This window comes from Devosia sp. FJ2-5-3 (assembly GCF_029201545.1).
Taxonomy (GTDB): domain Bacteria; phylum Pseudomonadota; class Alphaproteobacteria; order Rhizobiales; family Devosiaceae; genus Devosia.
Window position 1 is genome coordinate 3,553,767 of record NZ_CP104007.1, and the last position, 20,933, is coordinate 3,574,699.

General features: G+C 64.2%; 12 protein-coding genes. 2 read left to right on the forward strand and 10 right to left on the reverse strand.

The annotated features are described in order from the left end of the window. Window positions 1–81 precede the first annotated feature (81 nt). A complete protein-coding gene (locus N0P34_RS17150; protein WP_275604436.1) occupies window positions 82–1,935 on the reverse strand; it encodes an EAL domain-containing protein in 1,854 nt (617 codons plus the stop codon). A 228-nt stretch (window positions 1,936–2,163) separates the two neighbouring features. On the opposite strand from N0P34_RS17150, the gene ligD reads away from it, so the two are divergent. Next, on the forward strand, window positions 2,164–4,695 hold the full coding sequence (gene ligD, locus N0P34_RS17155; protein ID WP_275604437.1) for a DNA ligase D: 2,532 nt from the start codon (window positions 2,164–2,166) through the stop codon (window positions 4,693–4,695). A 93-nt stretch (window positions 4,696–4,788) separates the two neighbouring features. On the opposite strand, the gene N0P34_RS17160 is transcribed toward ligD, so the two are convergent. From N0P34_RS17160 to N0P34_RS17195, 8 genes are all read right to left on the reverse strand, one after another. Next, window positions 4,789–5,802 carry a DNA topoisomerase IB gene (locus N0P34_RS17160; protein WP_275604438.1) on the reverse strand — a complete coding sequence of 338 codons (1,014 nt, stop codon included), beginning with the start codon at window positions 5,800–5,802 and terminating at the stop codon, window positions 4,789–4,791. An 8-nt stretch (window positions 5,803–5,810) separates the two neighbouring features. Beyond that, window positions 5,811–6,857 carry a glutathione synthetase gene (locus N0P34_RS17165; protein ID WP_275604439.1) on the reverse strand — a complete coding sequence of 349 codons (1,047 nt, stop codon included), beginning with the start codon at window positions 6,855–6,857 and terminating at the stop codon, window positions 5,811–5,813. 8 nt (window positions 6,858–6,865) lie between these two features. After that, window positions 6,866–8,719, reverse strand: coding sequence for a flavohemoglobin expression-modulating QEGLA motif protein (locus N0P34_RS17170; protein ID WP_275604440.1), 1,854 nt, complete (start codon window positions 8,717–8,719; stop codon window positions 6,866–6,868). Beyond that, entirely contained in the window at window positions 8,716–9,561 is an 846-nt protein-coding gene (locus N0P34_RS17175) for an N-formylglutamate amidohydrolase (protein WP_345774440.1), read from the reverse strand. The genes N0P34_RS17170 and N0P34_RS17175 overlap by 4 nt, the downstream gene beginning before the upstream one ends. An 81-nt stretch (window positions 9,562–9,642) precedes the next feature. Next, window positions 9,643–11,910 carry an NADP-dependent malic enzyme gene (locus tag N0P34_RS17180; protein WP_275604441.1) on the reverse strand — a complete coding sequence of 756 codons (2,268 nt, stop codon included), beginning with the start codon at window positions 11,908–11,910 and terminating at the stop codon, window positions 9,643–9,645. Window positions 11,911–12,056: 146 nt separating this feature from the next. Continuing rightward, window positions 12,057–12,356 (reverse strand): AzlD family protein, encoded by a 300-nt coding sequence (locus tag N0P34_RS17185; protein WP_275604442.1) that lies wholly within the window; start codon window positions 12,354–12,356, stop codon window positions 12,057–12,059. Continuing rightward, window positions 12,349–13,062, reverse strand: coding sequence for an AzlC family ABC transporter permease (locus tag N0P34_RS17190; RefSeq protein WP_275604443.1), 714 nt, complete (start codon window positions 13,060–13,062; stop codon window positions 12,349–12,351). The genes N0P34_RS17185 and N0P34_RS17190 overlap by 8 nt, the downstream gene beginning before the upstream one ends. After that, on the reverse strand, window positions 13,059–13,727 hold the full coding sequence (locus N0P34_RS17195; RefSeq protein ID WP_275604444.1) for a hypothetical protein: 669 nt from the start codon (window positions 13,725–13,727) through the stop codon (window positions 13,059–13,061). The genes N0P34_RS17190 and N0P34_RS17195 overlap by 4 nt, the downstream gene beginning before the upstream one ends. 202 nt (window positions 13,728–13,929) lie before the next feature. Between N0P34_RS17195 and N0P34_RS17200 the strand changes: the two genes are divergently transcribed. Further along, complete coding sequence (locus N0P34_RS17200) at window positions 13,930–14,385, forward strand: invasion associated locus B family protein (protein WP_275604445.1); 456 nt, start codon at window positions 13,930–13,932, stop codon at window positions 14,383–14,385. A 9-nt stretch (window positions 14,386–14,394) separates the two neighbouring features. Here the strand turns inward: N0P34_RS17200 and N0P34_RS17205 are convergent, their stop codons facing one another. Continuing rightward, entirely contained in the window at window positions 14,395–20,853 is a 6,459-nt protein-coding gene (locus tag N0P34_RS17205) for an autotransporter outer membrane beta-barrel domain-containing protein (RefSeq protein ID WP_275604446.1), read from the reverse strand. Between the last annotated feature and the right edge of the window lie 80 nt (window positions 20,854–20,933).

Genomic DNA, 20,933 nt, shown 5'->3' on the forward strand with positions numbered 1-20,933 from the left:
GAACGTCGTTGCGTCCGTGGCTTCAGCTTAGGCCCGGGAGTCTGTCATCGTCCTGTCAAGGATACAAGCTGGCTTGACGAGCTAGGCCAGAAGCCGCTTGGGAAGGCGCGGCGATGGCGGGCGGAGGCGTTGCCCGAAGCGGGCCAGGAGATCGGTGGCATCGACGGCGGCGACGGGACGCGAATAGAGATAGCCCTGTCCGAGCACGCAGCCGAGCGCGCGCAGGATATCGGCCTGCTCGGCCGTTTCCACGCCCTCGGCAATGACGCGCATGCCCAGCTTGCGGGCGATATCGATCATGGCGGAAACCACGATCTCGCTCGGCTGATCCGAACCGATCCTCGAGACGAAGGAGCGGTCGATCTTGATGATATCGACGGGAAAGCTCAGCAAATGGGTCAGCGAGGCAAAGCCGGTGCCGAAATCGTCGAGCGCAACGAGGAGCCCCTGCTCGCGCAGGGCCTCGACGGCGCGCGGGACCTGATTGTCGGCGCCGCCCATGAAGACCGCTTCATTGACTTCGAGAACGACGTGGCGCAGCGGAACATTGTGTCGCCCGAAAATGGCGATGATGCGCTCGGCGAGGTCCCCGCGCTGGAAATCGCCGGTGGTGACGTTGATCCCCGCATGCTGGAATTCGATCTCGGCATCAAGCCAGCGCCGCACATCGCGCGCCACCTGTTCGAGCATGCATCCGGTCAATTCGTAGGCGATGCGCGGATCGGACAGGGCGGAGTGAAATTGCTGGGCAGTGGCGATGCGCCCATCGGGCATGCGCAGGCGCGCCAGCGCTTCGACGCCGACGATTTCGGTGGTGTCGAGCCGCACCAGCGGCTGGTAATGGGCTTCGACCCGCCCCTCAAGCATGGCCTGGTCGAGCTGGCGCACCAGATCGATGCGCTGGATCATCTCGGTCCGCAGGTCAGGCCGGAAGCCCATATAGGCGCCGCGATAGCTCTGTTTGGCGTGGTAGAGGGCAAAGTCGGCGTTCTGGCAGAGCGTTTCCGCATTGGCGCCGTCTCGCGGAAAGACCGCACCCCCCAGGGTAACATGGGCTTCGAAGGACTGGCCATCGAGGGTCACCATGCCGCGCGCGGCGGCCTGGATACGGCCGGCGATCTCTTCGAGCTGGGCATGGTCGGCGCAATCCTGAACGAGGACGGCAAACTCGTCTCCGCCGAGCCGGCACGGAATAATGTCCGGACCGACCTGGCTCAGCCTATTGGCCACCGTGCGGATGAGACTGTCGCCGGCCGCGTGGCCGATGCCGTCATTGACGCGCTTGAGGTGGTCGATATCGAGCAGGATCAATCCGAAGGGCGCATCCGCCGTGATCGCTTCGGAAAGCAATTGATTGAAGCGCCCGCGATTGGGCAGGCCGGTCAAAACGTCGAAATAGGCAAGGCGCCTGTTCCGCTCGATGATCCGTTCATGCTCGAGCGCCAGGGCGCAGAGATGGACGGCCGTTGCCACGATCTGCTGCTCGAACTCGCTGGGGCCGCGCGCCTCGTGGTAATAAAAGGCGAATGTGCCGAGGACCCTGCCCTCGCGATCGCGGATGGGGCTCGACCAGCAGGCGCGAATGCCCCAGGGCTCCGCCAATTGGCGATAATTGGCCCAGAGCGGATCTGTGGCGATGTCGGTCACGATCACCGGCTCGTTGCGATAGGCCGCCGTGCCGCAGGAGCCGACTTCGGGCCCGATGGCAAGGCCCTCGATCTGGCGGGAAAAGCTCTCCGGCAGGCCGGGCGTGGCAAGGGGATGGAGGCGTCCCTTATCGTCGAGCTGGAGAATGGAGCAGATGACTTCGGGTGCGTAATGCTGGGCGCGCATGCAGATGATGCGGCCGATTTCGGCCAGCGGCTCACCGCGCGCAACAGCCTCGAGGGTTTCGGTCTGAAGGCGAAGCAGTTTCTCGGTGTAGTCCGCCCCCATTTCCACCTCCATTGACTGACCAAGCTTTGCACCAATTCGGTAAATGGAGTTCTCTCCAAAATCGGTTAAATTGCGCACATCACCCGGAAAAATGCCCATGCCCATTGGGATTTGACCGCTGGCGCCGGGGTGGGCGCGGCCAAAATCCGCAAAAAAGCATCGCGGGGCAAAGGGGAACACCCAAAGCCCAATCGCGTTGAGTCGCACCATTGCCAGGTGAGGCGCGCCATGAAAACCGCATCCCCGCAGGATTTGCTCAAGGACTACAAGGCCAAGCGCAATTTCGCCAAGACGCAGGAGCCATCCGGCGACGCGCCCGCGGGCGAAAAATCGGAGCGCGGCAGCTTTGTGGTGCAAAAACACGACGCCACGCGACTGCACTATGATTTCCGGCTGGAGCTCGATGGGGTGCTCAAGAGCTGGGCGGTGACCAAGGGGCCATCCAACAATCCCGGGGACAAGCGGCTGGCGGTGCGGGTCGAGGACCACCCGCTCGAATATGGCGGCTTCGAGGGCACAATTCCCGAGGGGGAATATGGCGGGGGCACCGTAATGCTCTGGGACCGCGGCACCTGGGAGCCGCTGGGCGATCCGCATGAGGGGATTGAAAGCGGCGACCTCAAGATCCGCCTTTTCGGCGAGCGCATGAAAGGGGAATGGGTCCTGGTCCATATGAAGGGCCGGGACACCAAGCGCAAATCGGGTCCGGACCGGGAAAACTGGCTGCTGATCAAGCATCGTGACAGCTATGCGCGCGACAAGGACACGCTGACCACGCGCTTTACCCGATCGGTCGCCACGGGGCGCGACTTCAAGGGCATTGCCAGCGGCGCCGAGGCGAGCAAAGACAGCGATGTCGAGCCCGATGCCGTCTGGCATTCCGACACGGAAGAGGCCGAAAAGGCCGACCAGAAGACCCGCACGATCGAGACCAAGCCGGCCAGGACGAAAAAGGGCACCCCTGCCTTTCGGCCGGTGCAGCTGGCCAGCCTCGTCGACACCGTGCCGTCGGGCGAGGACTGGCTCTTCGAGATGAAGTATGACGGCTATCGATGCCTTGCCTCCGTCGCGGGGGACGAGGTGAAACTGTTCACCCGCAGTGGGCTCGACTGGACCGACAAATTCGGTTCGCTTGTGGCGCCGCTGCAAAAGCTTCAAATCGGGTCGGCCCTGATCGATGGGGAGATTTGCGCCTTCGACGGCAAGGGCCGAACGGATTTTTCGACGCTCAAGAATGTGCTCTCCAATGGCGGGCGGCTCGAGTTTTTCGCCTTCGATCTGCTGGAAGCAGACGGGAAAGATCTGACGAAACTGCCGCTGATCGAGCGCAAGGAGCGGCTGGAGAACCTGCTGGCCAAATCGACGCGGACCGGTGCGGTGCAATATTCCACCCATGTGCGTGGGCAGGGCCAGAAGGTACTCGATGCCCTGTGCGCGGGCGGGCATGAGGGGGTGATCGCCAAGCGGGCCAAATCGAGCTATCGGGGCGAGCGCACCAAGGACTGGCTCAAGATCAAATGCCTGAAACGCCAGGAATTCGTCATTGGCGGATTTTCACCCTCGACCAAGAGGCGGGGCTTTGCCTCGCTGCTGCTGGGAACCTGGGAGAAGGGGAAACTGCTCTATCGCGGCCGGGTGGGCACGGGGTTCTCCGACAAGCTGCTGGGTGAGCTCGACGAGCGGCTCAGCGCTCTCAGCCGCAAGGACAGCCCTTTTGCCGCCGTGCCCAAGGAAGCGCGGGGCGCCAAATGGGTCGAGCCGCAAATGGTGGCCGAAATCGCCTATACTGAAATGACCGAGGACGAAGTGCTGCGGCACCCATCCTTTATTGGCCTGCGCGAGGACAAGGCGGCCGAGGAGGTCCACATGGAAGAGCCTACATTGGATGGTGCAGCGATTGCCGACGAACTGGATATGCGGCTGACGAGCCCCGACCGGGTGATCGACCCGACGAGCGGGGTGACCAAGGGAGATCTCGTGGCCTATTACGCAGCGGTTGCAGAGCGCATGCTGCCCTATATCGCGGATCGGCCGCTGAGCCTGGTGCGCTGTCCGCAGGGGCGTTCGAAGGTTTGCTTTTTCCAAAAGCACGATACGGGCGGCTTTCCCGAGGAGCTCAAATCCACCCCGGTGCCGGAGAAGGACGGCGAGGTAGCGGACTATTTCTATCTCGATAGTTTGGAAGGGCTGATCGCTGGCACGCAGATGAATGTGCTCGAATGGCATATCTGGGGATCGAAGCGCGACGATGTGGAGCGGCCGGACCGGCTGGTGTTCGACATCGATCCTGACGAGGGGCTCGATTTTTCCCATGTGGTGGCAGCGGCAAAGGATATTCGCGACCGCCTTGCCAAGATGAAGCTCAAGAGTTTTGCGCTGGTATCGGGGGGCAAGGGTGTGCATGTGGTGGTGCCGCTGGTGCCGAGCGCGACATGGGACACGGTGAAGGAGTTTTGCCGGAGCTTTGCGCAGTCGCTAGCCGAAGATGAGCCGGACCGGTTCACCGCCAATCTCTCCAAGGCCAAGCGCAAGGGGAGGATGTTCATCGACTATCTGCGCAATGAGCGGGGATCGACGGCGATTTCACCGTTCTCGGTGCGGTCGCGTCCGGGCGCGCCGGTGGCCATGCCGGTGAGCTGGGACGAGCTGGATGAGCTGGAGGGGGCGAATGTCTTTACGATTGCGGAGGGGATCAAGCGGGTGAAGGCGGACGACCCGTGGAAGGGGTATTTTGCGGTGAAGCAGAAGCTGAAGGGATAGGGGATTTGAGTCAGACTCTGCCCGCGACAGCGCGAATTGTGCATTCGCTGTTGGTGGCCCTCGGGTCGAGCCCGAGGGAAGCGGGCCGGTGGCTTAATTGGTATCCAGCGAGCGAAGATAGGCCAGGGTTTCAAGTTCGTCGCGATCGAGATGGGGTTTTGGGCGGACGCGTTTGGGGCGGGTCAGAAGACCCTCCTCCCAATCGGCGATGACACGGGGGTGGACATAGCCCGAACGACAGACGGCGCGGGTGTTGCCCAGGCGCTGGCAGATGGTGTCGAGCACTTCGTTGATCTGGCGGGCGCGACCGGTCTTGGTTTCGGCGCGCTCGAGCTGGGAGAGCAGGTCATAGGCGCCGACCGTGGCTGACCAGGTCCGGAAGTGTTTCGAGCTGAAGGGACCGCCGGCGCGCTCGGAGATATAGGCATTTACCTCGCGCGAGGTGATCGGGTGCACGCCGTCCTCGTCCTCATATTGGAAAAGGTGCTGGCCCGGCAGGTCTTGCAGGTTCGACACGATGCGGGCGATGCGCCGGTCGGTCAGCTCCAGCTTCCACTGCTTTCCCGATTTGCCCTTGAAGCGGAAGCGCACCGCCGGCCCGGCGATCTCGACATGGCGATTGCGCAATGTGGTGAGCCCAAAGCTCTTGTTCTCTTTCGCGTAGCGGGAATTGCCGATGCGGATGAGGGAATTGTCGAGGAGCCATACCACCGAGGCGGCGACATGGGGCAGATCGGTGCGACGGCGCCTGAGATCGGCCTCGACCTGCTCCCTGATGCTGGGCAGTGCCTTGGCGAAGGAAATCAGGGAGCCGAACTTGGTCTGGCTGCGCTGCTCGGTCCAGCGCGGATCGTAGAGATACTGCTTGCGCCCGCGCTCGTCGCGCCCGGTGGCCTGGAGATGGCCATTGGGGTCGGGACAGATCCAGACATCGGTCCAGGCCGGGGGGATGACCAGCGCCTCAATGCGCTCGCGGTCCCGGGCCTTCAGCGCTTTCCCATTGGCGTCGAGATAGGAAAAGCTCTCGCCGCTCCTGACGCGGCGCCAGCCGGGTTCGCTGTCGGAAGAGTAGATCAGCTGGGCTGGCGGGACCGCGTCAATGATCATCGCGGCTCCTAGAGAACGGCCAGCTGGCGATTGTCGAGCCGATCTGCATAGGCGTCGCGCGTCGTGATCTTGTTCTCGATGGCGGTGATGACGCTGTCGAGGAAATTGGTGCCATACATTTCCGAGGCATTGTTGAGGCCGCCCGGGCTGAACACATTGATTTCGAGGATCTTGTCGCCGACGATATCGAGGCCGACAAAGAACATGCCGTCGGCCAGAATCTTGGGGCGAACGATCTCGGCGATCTCCAGCATTTTCGGCGTGATCTCGACCTTGGCCGGACCGCCGCCGACATGGACGTTGGAGCGGATCTCGCCCTGGGCCGGGACGCGGCGAAAAGCGGCGTAGTGCCCGTCGCGGATGATGGGCTGGCCGTTCATCAGGAAGAAGCGGACGTCGCCCTCGCTGGCCTCGGGGATAAAGCTCTGGGCGATGAGATAGCCCTCCTCGCTCACCGCCTCGAAGATCTGGTTGAGGTTGGGGTCCTTGGCGGAGGTGACCTTGAAGACGTTCTTGCCGCCAGAGCCCTGCAGAGGCTTGACGATGGCGCCCTTCTTCTCGCTGTCGATAAAGGCGCGGATTTCCTCGATGCTCTTGGAAATCAGCGTCTTGGGACGCACGACGGCCGGATAATCCTGGAAATAGAGCTTGTTCTGCGCCTTGGCGAGACCGTCGGGGTCGTTGAGCACGAGCGTGCCACGCTCGGCGGCGAGGCGCCCAAAGATGGTGCCGATATTGGTCGCCCAGGGCCGGTCGCTGCCATCGAGCGAGGGATCGTTGCGCAGGAACAGCACATCGATTTCGGTGATGTCATAGGTTTCCACAGTCGTCTCGCGCGAGTGGAGATCCTTGTGGAGGGTTTCAGGCTTTTTGTAATTGGCGGCCGGCAGCACCGTGGCGCGCACGGAGAGCGTATCATCGGGGCGGAGCACGAAGTCGCCGGGGGTCACGTAGCAGATGTCATGGCCGCGCATCAGGGCGGCGAGGGCGAGGCCGGTGGTGGTGTATTTGGCCGATTCGCCGGCGATGGAATTGACGAAAAATGCAATGCGCATGAGGTCTCCTAGGACGCTATGAGATCTATGGGAGCGGCGCCGCTCTTCAGCCGATCAAGGCGATCGGCGGCACCGGGCATGGTCAGAAATTGGGGAACGAGGCGCGGCGCACCGAGGAGACCGCGCGCGGCCAGCTCCTGGATGATGCCAAAATGGCTGGCGGCGATCTTGCCGAGCCAGAAGGGATCGAGCGAGCCGCCATTGCCCAGATGGGCGAGGATTTCGAGGAGGCCGCGGAGATAGATCGCGTCCTTGGCGAGACCGCCGCCGCGATAGACGCGCAGCAGCAGGTTGAACGCGCCGCTCTCGGAAAAGCCGTGACTCTTGGTGAGGAGGGCGAAATTGTCGGCAAAGCTCGCGCCATCGAGCATTTCGGCGCAGGCGAGGACGCGGGCGGCGATGAGGCGGAGGCGGGGAATAGTCATGCCGCCGGCGAGATATTCGGCAAGAACCGCGAGGCCCTCCTGGGTGCCCTCGTAACCGGCGAGGCCAGTGCGGAAGAGCCGAAGGCCATGACCCGAGCCATTGAAATAGGTGAGCATGTGAACGCCCACCTCGTGGCTGAGGAGCGGTTCGACGCGGGCGCGGTCCATTGCGGTGCTGCGGGAAATGAGGAGGCGGCCATTGGAGACCATGAGCCCGCTCGGCAAATCGTCGCGCACCTCAACCGGCGTTGCAAAGGCGCTCGACTGCTCGGAATAGCGGGCGATCATGGCGCGGGCCCGCTTTTCGACGAGACGATAATCGGCGGTTTCGGCCGGGGACTTTTTGGCGCCGGGTTTCGTGTCTTCGAGGATAGAACGGGCGGCCTTGAGAAGGCGCGGCTCGACCGAACCATAGAGTGCCCGGCCCAGCTCGATGAAGCGCGGGGTTTCTCGCGCGGCGAGAAGCGAAAGCTGCAGGTCGAGCTCCTGCTGCTTTTCACGATAAAGGGTGCCCAGCACCGGGTCCTCGAAATGGTCGAGGGCGACGGAAAACAGCGCGCGCTTGCTCTCCTCCACGTCGACCGACAGCGGGCGATAGAGAAAGGCAGGTGCGCGCTTGAATTTGCCGGCCTTGAACTCGGCCCAGGCCGCTTCGGCGTTGATGGGCGTGACGGCGAGGAGGAAATCGAAACGAGTGGCGATGTCGTCGATGGCGCGGTCGGCGCGGGATACGGCATCGATATAGACCCGCCGACCAAGCGCGCGGTGCGTGGGTGGCTTGAGGCTGGTTGCGGCGCGGGCGAAGGCGGCGACCCCCTGAAGGCCGGCGTCAAAAATATTGGCAACGAGAAGCTCGTGTAGATGCGGGTAGAGCTCGCCGGTGACGGGGGCGCGGTAGATCGGGGCGAAGCGGATGGTGGCGACCGGAAACTGGGGCAGTTTTTTCGCCAGTCCGGCATGGGGATCGTCGTTGAGGGCGAGCCTGCGGATCTGGGGAGCGCGGTAGCGGGCGCCCATTTTCTCGATGGCGCTGGACATGGTGGAGGCGAGATTTTGCCCGAGCGCGTCGTCGGGGGTCGAGACCGACACTTCGAAGGGGGCGAGATAGGGCGCGTCCTCGGCGAGGTCGTCCCGCTCGAGCTCGCCGATATCGAGGATGAGGAAAGCGCCGAAGCGCTGCTTCATGGCTTCGCCGACCACGGACGCGATTGCGATCGCGTCGGTCCTGGTGCGGGCGATGAGATAGGCCGTATTGGCCGCAGTGGCCTGGCGGGCCGCCAACTCGTTGCGACGCCCGACATGGATGGCGAGATAGGGCATGGGGCGATCGAGATAGAGACGTCCCGTGCCGTCGAGATCGAGCCGGATCGGCGTGTCGCCGGCCAGCGCCTGGGTGACGGCTTCGATCATGGCGGCGCGGGAGCCGGTCCGGCTCATGGACGGGCTCCTAGACGCTCTTCGAGCAATGGCAGGGCGGCGCGAATGGCAGCCTGCAAATCGGCGATGGCTTCGGCATCCGGCGCGCCGGTCAATTCGTCCATGAAAATCTTCTTGAACTCGACGGCGATGGCGCAGCCCGTTTGGGGGAAATGTTCATGCACGAAGCGGGTCTGTTCGCCCTTGCCGGCGAAGGCGATGTTTTCGCGAACGTCGAGGCGACGGCCGAGGAAGGGCTGATCGCGGAGGCATTCCATGAAGGGATCGAGAATATGGGCCCAGCGGGCGCGATCCATGGAGAATGTGCCGATATTGATATCGGGGGCTTTGTCCGGATCGGTCGGGGGCGCGTCGTAACCGCCGCGGCGATGGTTGTAGCTGTGCATGTCGAGGAGGACGAAGCTGCCATGTTCGGCTTCGATATCGGCCAGCGCGCTTTTCAGCATCGCATAATAGCTGGCGTGCTGGCGCGAGAGGCGGTCGAGCTGCGCGGCGTCCGGGGGCGTCTCGTAGACCTGGAGCCCCCAGGCCTGTTCGGGCCTGAGGTAAATAGCCTCGTCGAGGGCACGGTTGAGATCGAGCTCGAAACGCGAGCGATGGACGACAATGCGGTTGTCCATGTCGGCGATGAAGCGGGCGGTGAACGGGTCCTCTTCGCGCAGGCGGCCGGATTCATCGATGGCCATGCGGGCGAGAAGATCGGGCCAGACGTGGTGGCCGTCATGAATTGCGGTGCCGATGAGGGGGGAGCGGCCGCGCGCGAGGGTCCACAAACCCTTGGCGCTTTGTCGGTCGGTGGCAAGTCTTTCGATGGGGTCCATGACGCGGATAACGGGCGCCATGGACCAGAGTTCCGGCGAGCGGCGGAGACCGTTCGCTTTTGCCGCTCAAAAGGCAGGACGCAAGCGCCCTGCCCCGAAGGATTAGTTGACGGCTTCGGCGGCAGCGATGGCGGCCATGTTGACGACGCCGCGGCTGGTGGCGCTGGGCGCCAGGATATGGGCCGGCTGGCGCGTGCCCATCAGCAGCGGACCGATGGCGAGGCCATTGTTCAGCTCCTTGATCAGCGTCATCGAGAGGTTCGCCGCTTCGAGGTTCGGGAAGATGAGCAGATTGGCCTCGCCCCGCAGGACTGAGTCCGGAATATAGCGATCGCGCAGACCCTCATTGATGGCGAGATCTCCCTGCATTTCGCCATCGACCACGAGGTCAGGGGCGACCTCCTTGAGGCGGGCATAGACCTCGCGCATCTTGTGGCTGGTGGCGCCATCGCGCGATCCAAAATTGGAGTAGCTCAAGAGGGCCGCTTTGGCCTCGATGTTGAAGCGCTGGAGATGGTCGCGGGCCTGCAGGGTGATGGCGACAATCTGCTCGGCCGTGGGGTCGATATTGACATAGGTGTCGGCCAGGAAGAACACGCCGCGCCCAAGCACCAGCATGGAAAGCGCCGAGAGCTGGCCGGCCGTGGGCGCCAGACCGATGACCGACTGGATATCGCGGGCGTGCTTGATGTAGCGGCCTTCGAGACCACAGATCAGCGCATCGGCCTCGCCGCGGCGCACTGCCAGGGCACCGATGACGGTGGTATTGGTGCGCACAATGGTGCGGGCGGTGTCGGGGGTCACGCCCTGTCGGCCGACCAGGGCATGGAAATCGGCGACATAGTCACGATAGCGCGGATCGTCCTCGGGATTGATGATCTCGAAATCCTTGCCCGGGCGGATGGTAAGGCCGAAGCGCTCAAGGCGGCTTTCGATGACACTGGGACGACCGATGAGGATCGGACGGGCGATGCGATCTTCGAGCAGGACCTGGGCGGCGCGCAGAACGCGCTCATCCTCACCATCGGCGAAGGCGACGCGCTTGCTCTGGTCCTGCGCACGCTCGATCATCGGCTTCATGACGAGGCCGGAGCGGAAGACGAAGCGATTGAGCTGGTCGTGATAGGCGGCGAAATCTTCGATCGGGCGCTGGGCGACACCGGTCTCCATGGCCGCCTTGGCGACGGCCGGGGCGATGCGCAGGATAAGGCGCTGATCGAAGGGATTGGGAATGAGATATTCGGGCCCGAAAATGGCGGGCACGCCATGGGCCGAGGCTTCAAGGCCGGGTTCATGCGCCAGCTTGGCGATGGCGCGGGCGGCGGCGGCCTTCATGTCCTCATTGATGACGGTGGCGCCGCAATCGAGCGCACCGCGGAAGAGGAAAGGGAAGCAGAGGACGTTGTTGACCTGGTTGGGATAGTCGGAGCGGCCGGTGCAGATCATGGCGTCGGGGCGAGTTGCACGCGCCAGTTCGGGCATGATTTCGGGAATGGGGTTGGAGAGCGCCAGGATCAGCGGATTGGGCGCCATGTCCTTCATCATTTCGGGCTTGAGCGCCCCGGCCTTCGAGAGTCCGACATAGATGTCAGCGCCTTCCATGACTTCGGCCAGTTCGGTCTTGTCGGTCTCCTGGGCGAAGGCCCCGCGCCAGCGATCGACATTGTTGTGGCGCGCCTTGGTGACGAGGCCCTTGCTGTCGGCGATCCAGATGTTCTCGCGGGTGGCGCCGACGGCGATCAGCATGTTCATGCAGGCAATGGCCGCGGCCCCTGCCCCCGAAGTCACGATCTTGACCTTGGCGATGTCCTTGGCGACCAGTTCCATGGCGTTGAGGACAGCGGCGGCGACGATGATGGCGGTGCCGTGCTGGTCATCGTGGAAGACCGGGATGTTCATGCGCTCGCGCAGCGCTTCCTCGATCTCGAAACATTCCGGGGCCTTGATGTCTTCGAGATTGATGCCGCCGAAGCTGGGCTCGAGCGGGGCGACGATCTCGATGAAGCGCTTGGGATCTTCCTCATTGACCTCGATATCGATCGAGTCGATGCCGGCGAACTTCTTGAAGAGGACAGCCTTGCCTTCCATCACGGGCTTACTTGCCAGTGCGCCGATATTACCAAGGCCCAGGACGGCAGTGCCGTTGGAGATGACGGCAACGAGATTGCCCTTGGCGGTATATTTATAGGCGGCTTGCGGATCGGCGGCGATTTCCTCGCAGGGGATGGCAACGCCGGGCGAATAGGCCAGCGACAGGTCGCGGGTATTGGCGAGCGGCTTGGTCGCGACGATCTCGAGCTTTCCGGGGCGCGGATATTCGTGGAAATGCAGCGCCGCTGCGTGCTGGCTCGGCTTGTTGTCGTCGACCATAGATTTCTCCTTCGGGCGCTGGCCCTGTTTTGTTTTTGATGCCGCTGAAGCAGCGACACGCCACGGCGTCCGACCTCCTGCCAGAGTCCGGGCTCTGAGACCCTACATTGCGCTAAAGGCTTACGACTATTGGACTATAGGCGAAGCTAAGGGAGCAGCGCGCGAAGGATACCAGCCGAAAGGATGGCAATTATGACGGTGGGGAGGATGGGAAGCCGCGTGGCCGCGAGGATGGTGATGCCGAGCGCCAGGAGATCGGCGGGGCGGCCGGTGACGAAATCGGGGGCGATGACCGAGATCAGCACGCAGCCGGGAGCCGATTGCATGACCGTGACCAGGCGCGGGCTCAAAGTGCGGTTGCGCAGGAAAAAATAGCCGGCGATGCGGGTGAAATAGGTGGTCGATGCCATCAGCACGATGGCGAGAATGGTGATGGGCTCAGGCATCGGGCTTGGCCCAGATATAGGCGGCAAGGATGCCGGAAAGGGCGCCGGCGGGAACATACCAGGCGCCCGGGACGAGAAGAAAAGTGCCGGCGCCGACGACGAGGCTGACGAGCCACGGCCGTGCGGTCGCAACGCCCTGCCACATGCCGGAAAGCATGACGAGGAAGACGGCGGGAAATGCCATGTCGAAGCCGAAGCGGGTGATATCGCCCAGGACCGGACCGATCACGGCGCCGATGGCAGCGCTTGAGGGCCAGGAGAGATAGAGCCCGAGCGAGAGGCCCATATAGAAGGGCAGGCTGAGGACGCCATTGCGCTTGCGCGCATCGTCGAGGCCGAGGGCCCAGCTTTCGTCGCACATCAGCGCCAGCGCCGGCAGCACTTTTCGCAAGGGCAGATGGCGCATGGTGGGGGCGAGGGCCGCGCCCATCAGGATGTGGCGGCTGTTCACAAGCAGGGTCAGCGCCACGATCAGCGGAATGGTCGGCGGCCAGGTCCAGAGATCGACGACGGTAAATTCGGACCCGCCGGCGAAATTGAGCCCGGTCATCAAAGCGATTTCGAGCGCGGAAATGCCTTTTTCGGCGGCCTGAGAGCCCAGCACGAGGGCAAAGGGGATGAAGCCGAGGAGAACCGGGATCGAGACCCTGAGGCCGCGCAAAAACTCGCTGCGCGCCGTGTCTTGCGCCAAGGTGATGTCAGTCATTTTTTGGTCGCGACCCAGATGAGGTGACGGGCGCCGCCGCGCTTGCCATTGGCGCGCACCTGCAGTTCTTCCACGATCATGTTGGATTGCTTGAGGCGCCGCGTGAACCCGACATCGGGATGGGCAGACCAGACCGCCAGATGACCGCCCCTGGTCAGCGCCGTCTTGGCCGCCTCAATGCCGCGAGCGCTGTAGAGCCGGTCATTCTCCGGGCGCGACAGGCCATCGGGGCCATTGTCGACATCGAGCAGGATCGCGTCGAACGGCGCGCCGGCAGCTATCGCCGCAGCGACATCGCCCACATAGAGTTTTACGCGAGGGTCATCGAGGCTGTCGCCATGGATGGGTTTGAGGGGTCCGCGCGCCCAGTCGACGACGGCGGGGACCAGCTCGGCGATGGTGATCTCGGCATCGGCGCCAAAATGCTGAAGGGCGGTGCGCAGGGTGAAGCCCATGCCAAGGCCGCCGATCAGAATTCTTGCGCCGGGACGCGTGCCGACACGCTCGGCTGATATGACGGCCAATTGCTCTTCCGACCCGCTGAGACGGCTGTTCATCAATTCGATGACGCCGGACATGATCGAGAACTCGGTGCCGCGCTGCATGAGCTTGAGCTCACCGCCTCCGGGCACCTTGGTCTCGTCCAGCTTGATCCAGGGCAGCATGTGGTCGTCCTCGCGCAATTCCCCGCCTGCCTAGTGCGGAAGTGCGACAAAGCCAAGCCTTGGTTGAAAACGGACTGCCGCACCGTCCGTGCCCGGAAGGGATCGGCACCTTTCCGACGCGCCGGTATCGCGCTAAGTCTTCGAGCGATTTTTGGGGAGCATCAAATCGATACGTTCAATGGTTTGCCTGGCTTTGGTCAGCATGATTGCAGCGGGAGGGGTTGAGGCGCAGGAACAGGCGGCAGCGGGTGCAGCTGCCTGGACGACCAGCTGCGCCAGTAGCGGACGGGCCGTCGAACCGGCCTGCGAAGCGGAGCAGCGCGTCGTGCTGTCGTCTACCGGCCAGCTTCTCGCAGGACTGACTGTGCGCTTCGCCTCGAGCAGCGCCGAGCCCGAATTGACCGTTCAACTGCCCCACGGGCTCTATCTTCCCAGCGGGGTCCGCCTGTCGGTGGGGGAAGACCAGGTTCTCGACATGCCGCTTGTCACCTGCGACGGCAATGGCTGCTATGCCCTTACGGGGCTGGACGGATCGCTGCTCGACCGCCTGCGCGATGCGCAGGAGTTGACCGTCACATTCGAGGACATGTCGCGCGCTGCGATCGGCGTGCCGGTCGCAATGGTCGGGTTTGCCGAGGCGATCGAACGCGCGCGCTGAACGGTGCCCTTAGAAGGGCACCGACAGCTTGGCGTTGATACCGTAGCTTTCGAAGTGGGGCGCCAATTTCAGGTCCCCCGAAAGCCGCAGCACGGCGCCATTTTCAAAGATGAGGCTGGAGCCCGCGGTGAGATCGAGGCGCGTGCCTGCCACCTGATCGGGCGTGGAGAAGGTGCCGTTGCCAACGCCCTGGCCCGCAAAATGGGCCGACGGGTCGACGTCCGTCAGTTCCAGCGTTTCCACGAGACCCAGCCGCGCGAAGGGGCGCAGAAGGGCATCACCGATTTCAAACTCGCCACCGATTTCGATGGAGGGTGTCAGTGTCAGATAGGTGGAAGACGTGTTGCTGACATTAAGGGCAAGCGGGCCGCCGTTTTCGACATAGGCATGGCGGGTGATATGTCCGAGGCCAATGTCGAGGGCCGGACGCAGATAGATGTCGTCGAACCCGAGGGTGTGGGCCACGCGGCCCGTTGCGGAGACGAATGTCACGGTCTGGTCGGACGACAATTCGTAACGCGCGCCCGGGACGACGAGATGGCGCGTGGCGTCGCCTTGCGAGGCGCCGGCATTGATCGCAGCGGAGAAGCTGGTGTTGTCCAGCTGCGTCTTGACCACCGCCCCCGCCTGGACGCGAACACCGTTGATCTGGCCGCTGGCGCCCAGCTGGGTCGAGAACTGCTCTACCCCGAAGCCGAGGCCGGCCTGGATTTGATTGGCAAGCTCGGCCTGAAGGCCTCCCATCAGCGCGAGGCTGTTGTGGGTGAAGCCTTCGGTATGCCCATGGGCACCTTGCCGGGTTCGGCTGGCGTCGAGACTGCCCCAGGCGCATTGGCCCTCGGCATCGAACCGATTTGGCCCATCCGCCTGCTTGCAGCTCATCATGGCATTGGTGAAGTGCTGTCCCGAAGCCATAGTCGTGTGCGTAATTGCCGTGAAATCGGCGGGCTCGATGGTGGACAGCGCCTCCGCATAGGGCTCGTCCCCATCAATGGTCATGAGACCCCGCATGACCGCTTCCAGTTCCGGCGCGAGCGGGGCGGACAGGAGCGCGTTGAGGTAGTCGCCCACCGAATTGTCGCTTGTCAGCAAATTGTCGTCGCGGAAGTCCACGGTGTAGCCGAGATTGAGCTGCGAGCCGGTATTGGTGAGCACAAAATCCACCGCGGGCCGATCGACGACGGTGAGGCTGGCGCTGTCGAGCTTGCCGGTGCTGGTCGCAATGATGGACGAATAATTGCCGATGGTGCCGGCACTGTTGAGGAACTGCACCTCGACGACGCCGGCGAGCCTCGCCGCCCCGGCAAAGTCGAGGCGATCGGAGAGCTTGATATTCCCCTGGCTGGCGAGGTCGATGTCGACGGCATATTTGCCGGTGGCCGTCTGCTCGAAACCGCCGGAGACGGACGTCGTCATGATAATCCCCGCGCCGCCGGGCGAGATTGTGCCATTATTGACGATGCTGCCCTTAGCCATGGAGAGGGTCTGGCCGGTGGCGAGAAGGCCGTGGGTGTCGTTGACCAGCCGGCCCAGCGTTTCATTGAGCGCGATATTGCCGGTGATAACGCCCGAATTGGTCAAGGCAAGTGTCGGCCGGACGTCTGGAACACCGGGACTGGGCGCCTTGGCCGTGCGCTTGGGGTCGGCCGCGACGTAGATGGCATAGCCGCCATTGACGCCATCGGCGGTGGATAGGGTGCCGTGGTTCTCGATAGTGTTGTTGGCGCCGCCCACCAGCATCAGTCCGATGGAGGTATTTTCGAGGCTGGCTCCAAGCTGGGTGCGGCCCGCCTGGATGGATGAATTTTCCGCCAGATAAACCGAAATATCCCCGCCCGCCTTGGGGCCGGTGCTCTTGGCCAGCACGCCGATTGTGGATGCAGGTGCGCCCGTCTCTCCCTTGGCGATAACCCCGGCATTCACCTCGCCGGCGATCTCGATATCGACTTCGCCGCCTGTCCCCGAGCCGCTGTCGCTCTGGGCGAAAATGCCGGTCGAGAAATTGCCCGACGTCCGGATGGAGCCATCAACGACAATGGTGATCGGGCCGCCCTCGCCCTCGTCTCCGGCAGTGCCCGAATAGAATATCGAGCCATTGCCGGCCGCGCCGCCGCCGCCGCCGATGGACTGCGCAAAAATGCCGTTCGACTTGAGGCCAGTCGTCACGATGGAGCCATCGAGGGCTATGTTGACTTCGTCGCCGGAGCCACCGCCGCCACCATTCTGGGTGAAGGACAGGATGCCGAGCCCCGCCCAGGCATTGCCGGCCTTGGCAATGGAGCCGGCGATGCCGCCGCCGCCACCGATGGATTGGGCAATGATGGCGTCGGCGCCTGCTCCATGGGTAGTGAGCACGGCGTCGTCGGTGATCTTGAGCGTGACCGTACCGCCATTGCCGCCGTCGCCACCGCCGCCGCCGATGCCGATCTTGCCAGTGGGGCCCTGGTCGGCCTCGCCGCCGGCACCGCGGCGACCGGCCGTGCCGCCACCGCCGCCAATCGATTGCGCGATGATGGCGTTGGAAATGAGTTCGTGGGTAGTGATATCCGCCGAGGTCGAGACATCAACCGCGGCGCCATCGCCATCGGCCCCGCCCGTGCCCCCGACCGCAAGGTTGAGCGATTTGTAGATCGGCGCCTGGTCGAAGACATAAAAGCCGATTCCCATGGGGATCGAAGCGGCCGCGGGCAGGATTTCGCCCCAGCCGAGGTGGCCGTTACCGCCATCGCCGCCCCCGCCGCCGATGGATTGGGCATAGATGCCGAGTGCATGAATGCCATGCGTGACGAGTTCGCCGCTATTGTTGACCGTGACCGCCGCTCCGTGCCCGGCGTCGCCGCCATTGCCGCCAACTGCCGCAGTCAGCGAGAGATTGTTCTTAGCGTTGGGGACGCCTTCGCAAACCTTGGGCACGGTGCATTTTTGGCCGAACATCAAATTGATGGCGTTGGCGCGGCCACCAATACCGCCGCCCCCGCCGATCGACTGGGCGTAGATGGCATGCGAATTGCCGCCGCTCAGCTCCGTGCTCGACTTGAACCCCGTGGTGATGTCGCCCGAATTGGCGATGGTGACAGTGCTGGCGACGTTGCCATTGCCGCCCACACCGCCCACGGATGCGTTGACATTGATCGACTTTGCATCGGCCTGAGCGATGTTGGTGATGGTCGCCAGACCGGTAATCGAGCCGCCGCCATCACCGCCGCCGCCGCCGATCGACTGGGCGAAGATACCGATGGCGCTGTTGCCCCTGATGGCGATGTCTTCGGCATTGGTGATTTTGACGGCAGCCGCCGCGCCGCCCGAGCCGCCATTGCCGCCGACGCTGACGCCGACATTGACGGAGGTCTGTTCGCCGCTGACGCCCAGCATGGCGGTCAGGGCCAGGCCGCCCTTGCCGCCGCCGCCGCCAATCGACTGAGCCTGGATGCCATGCGCGCCAAAGCCCGATGTGGTGAGCACGCCCCCGGCAGCGTTGGAAACGTCCACCGTGCCGGCCTTGGCCCCGGTGCCGCCCTTGCCGCCCACTGTGACGCCGATCTGCGCCGAACTGGTGGTGGTGTTCATGACGCTGCCGACGATCGCGGCGCCGCCATTGCCGCCGCCGCCGCCGATCGACTGGGCGAGGATGGCCACGGAATCGGCGCCTGTCGTGGTTACTTGTCCCTCGTTCTTGAGGTTGACGAGCCCGGCCGTGTTTCCCGCGCCGCCATTGCCGCCAACGGAGACCGATGCCTGGGCGCCGGAGCCGTTAAGGGTCATATTGCCGGTTACCGCGAGGCCGCCACTGCCGCCACCGCCGCCGATGGACTGCGCCTTGATGCCGAGCGCATTGGCGCCGGAAGTGGAGATGTCGCCCGAATTGTCGACCCAGACCTGATCGCTGACGCCGCCGCTGCCCCCTGCACCGCCCAGGGCAATGCCGACGCGGGCGGTGGGGATGTCGGTGGCCACGGACAGGTTTGCGCTGAGGCCCATGCCGCCATCGCCGCCGCCACCCCCAATGGATTGGGCATAAATGCCATGGGCACCATTGCCGAGCGTCACGAGCCTGCCGTCATTGTCCACTTCGACCGAGTTCGCAGCGCCCCCCGTGCCACCCGATCCGCCGAGGCCGAGCGAGAAATTAAAGCCCTTACTGCCCACGCTGAGGCTGCCGGCGCCGGCAAAACCGCCGGAACCACCGCCGCCGCCAATGGACTGGGCGAAGATGGCATGCGCGCCATTGCCGGTGAGCGGGGCCGATCTGGTCGCCGCCTGCCCGGTCTTGATGGTACCCGTATTTGTCACCTCGACGGCGGCGCCGACATTGCCCTCGCCACCCTTGCCGCCCACCGCAACGGCGACGGCGCCGCTGATATTGGCCACGGAGATACTGTAGCTCGCCGCGACCGCACCGCCGCCCGTGCCACCGCCGCCGCCGATCGACTGCGCCAGCAGGCCATGGGAGAGATCGCCGATCGTGGCGATGGAGCCACTATTGGTGACGGTGACGTCCTCTGCGGAACCGCCGGTGCCGCCGGTGCCACCGACCGCAGTGGAGATGGTCAATTGCCCCATGGAGCCGGCAAAGCTGAAGCCACCCTTGCCGCCGCCGCCACCCACAGACTGGGCATAAATGGCGGCCGCGTTCGCGCCCTTGGTCGAAAGGCCATGAGCGTTGTTGACGCTGACCTTTTCGGCATTGCCGCCGCCCCCGCCCGAGCCACCAATCGCAACGGAAATTCCCACGGGCTGGAGTGCGCCGGCCGAAACGGCCAGTGAACCGACGCCGCCCCCGCCGCCGATCGATTGGGCAAAGATGGCATTGGCGCCTTCGCCATCGGTGGCGATGGACTTGCCGCTGCCCGTCGTGACGACGCTGACCGCGGAGCCGTTGCCGCCCGACCCACCCGATCCGCCGACGGCCACACTGACCGGCAGAACGACGCTGGTTGCGACCGTCCGCCCGCCATCGCCACCTCCGCCGCCGATCGACTGGGCAAAGATGCCGTGGGATTTCTGCCCCTGGGCAAGCAGATTGCCGGCGGACGTGACGGAGACGACGCCGCCATGGCCACCATTGCCGCCCGAGCCGCCAATGCTGACCAGCCCCGATGAATTGCCGCCATCGCCGCCCCCGCCACCGATGGACTGAGCGTAGATCGCGGTCGAATCCCTGTCATGCGTGGTGACGGTCTGGCTGTTGGTGACTGTCACCGTGCCGCCGTTGCCGCCAGCGCCCGCAGCGCCGCCAATGCCGACCAAGGCACCGGTGGAACTGCCATCGCCGCCGCCGCCGCCAACGGACTGGGCGTAGATGCCGTCGCCATTTTCGCCATAGGTGGTGATGTGGCCCGAACCGGAATTGTTGACGACGACCTTACCCCCATTGCCGCCATGGACACCGCTGGCGCCAAGCGCAACGAGACCGGAGGCCGAGCCGGCATGGCCGCCACCGCCACCGATGGATTGCACCAGCAGGCCGCGGGCGACGTCGTTCTCGATTTCGATAGTACCGGTGTTGGTGACCTTTACGGTGCCGCCATTGCCGGCGCTGGAGCCGCTGCTTCCATAGGCGACCAATCCGCTGGCGCTGCCGCCCCGGCCGCCGAAGCCGCCAATCGATTGGGCGAGAATGCCATCGGCCCCGACGCCCTGCGTAACTATCCTGCCCGATTGCGAGATTTCGACGGTGTTGCCATCGGCGGCGGGGTCACCACCACCGGACTTCGACCAGAGGCCACTGGCACTGCCGCCGGCGCCGCCATTGCCACCGACGCTCTGGGCGAGAATACCGACGGCATCCTCGCCGCGCGTGCTGATCTGCGCCGCCGAGACAATATTGATTGCGCCGCCCATGCCGGCTGGGCCGCCGTCGCCGGCCTTGCTGCTGATCGCCCCGCTGGCGCGGCCGCCATTGCCACCGCTGCCACCCACGCTCAGCGCGAAGATGCCATAGGAATCGTCGCCCTGGGTGGTGATCACGCCCGATGCATTTACGGCCACATTTCCGCCTGCTGCAGCGCCGCCGCCATGCCCGCCGCGGGCCGAGAACACCCCTGAATCACTGTAGCCATCGGCGCCAAAGCCGCCAATGCTGGCTGCATAGATACCGTAGGCTTCATCGCCCTTGGTGAGGATGGCAAAGGTGCCGGTGCTGACGTTGAGGACGATGTTGCCCGAGGGCTGGGCATAGCCGCCGGACTGTCCGGAGCTCCTGGGAATTGCGCCGTTGCGGGGCGGCGCATTGAAATTGACGCCGATCTTGTCGGTGACGGCGATATTGGAAGTGATGTCCTGAACATTAACCGACGGCACCGGGTTTTGCACCGGCTGGTTGGTCTGGGTGACGCCACCCGTCAGGTCGCCGCTGCAATTAACCTGCCCATCAGGTCCGGAAACGCAGGCGGCCAGGGCCGGCATGGAAACGCTCGAGGCCAATATCGCCAGCGTGAGCGACAGCACACTCCCAGCCCTGAGCACCATTCTTATCCCCATCCCCAAAAAGTGAACCCTAGGGGGCGGAGTGCTTAACGTTCCGTTAACCGAGCACTCGGGGGAGGTGA

Bases quoted from the DNA above. Each gene is read 5' to 3' on its own strand.
- N0P34_RS17165 (WP_275604439.1), bottom strand. From the start codon at position 6,857: ATGCGCATTGCATTTTTCGTCAATTCCATCGCCGGCGAATCGGCCAAA.
- N0P34_RS17200 (WP_275604445.1), top strand. From the start codon at position 13,930: ATGATTGCAGCGGGAGGGGTTGAGGCGCAGGAACAGGCGGCAGCGGGT.
- N0P34_RS17150 (WP_275604436.1), bottom strand. From the start codon at position 1,935: ATGGGGGCGGACTACACCGAGAAACTGCTTCGCCTTCAGACCGAAACC.
- N0P34_RS17175 (WP_345774440.1), bottom strand. From the start codon at position 9,561: ATGGCGCCCGTTATCCGCGTCATGGACCCCATCGAAAGACTTGCCACC.
- N0P34_RS17190 (WP_275604443.1), bottom strand. From the start codon at position 13,062: ATGACTGACATCACCTTGGCGCAAGACACGGCGCGCAGCGAGTTTTTG.
- N0P34_RS17160 (WP_275604438.1), bottom strand. From the start codon at position 5,802: ATGATCATTGACGCGGTCCCGCCAGCCCAGCTGATCTACTCTTCCGAC.
- N0P34_RS17195 (WP_275604444.1), bottom strand. From the start codon at position 13,727: ATGCTGCCCTGGATCAAGCTGGACGAGACCAAGGTGCCCGGAGGCGGT.
- N0P34_RS17170 (WP_275604440.1), bottom strand. From the start codon at position 8,719: ATGAGCCGGACCGGCTCCCGCGCCGCCATGATCGAAGCCGTCACCCAG.
- N0P34_RS17180 (WP_275604441.1), bottom strand. From the start codon at position 11,910: ATGGTCGACGACAACAAGCCGAGCCAGCACGCAGCGGCGCTGCATTTC.
- ligD (WP_275604437.1), top strand. From the start codon at position 2,164: ATGAAAACCGCATCCCCGCAGGATTTGCTCAAGGACTACAAGGCCAAG.
- N0P34_RS17205 (WP_275604446.1), bottom strand. From the start codon at position 20,853: ATGGTGCTCAGGGCTGGGAGTGTGCTGTCGCTCACGCTGGCGATATTG.
- N0P34_RS17185 (WP_275604442.1), bottom strand. From the start codon at position 12,356: ATGCCTGAGCCCATCACCATTCTCGCCATCGTGCTGATGGCATCGACC.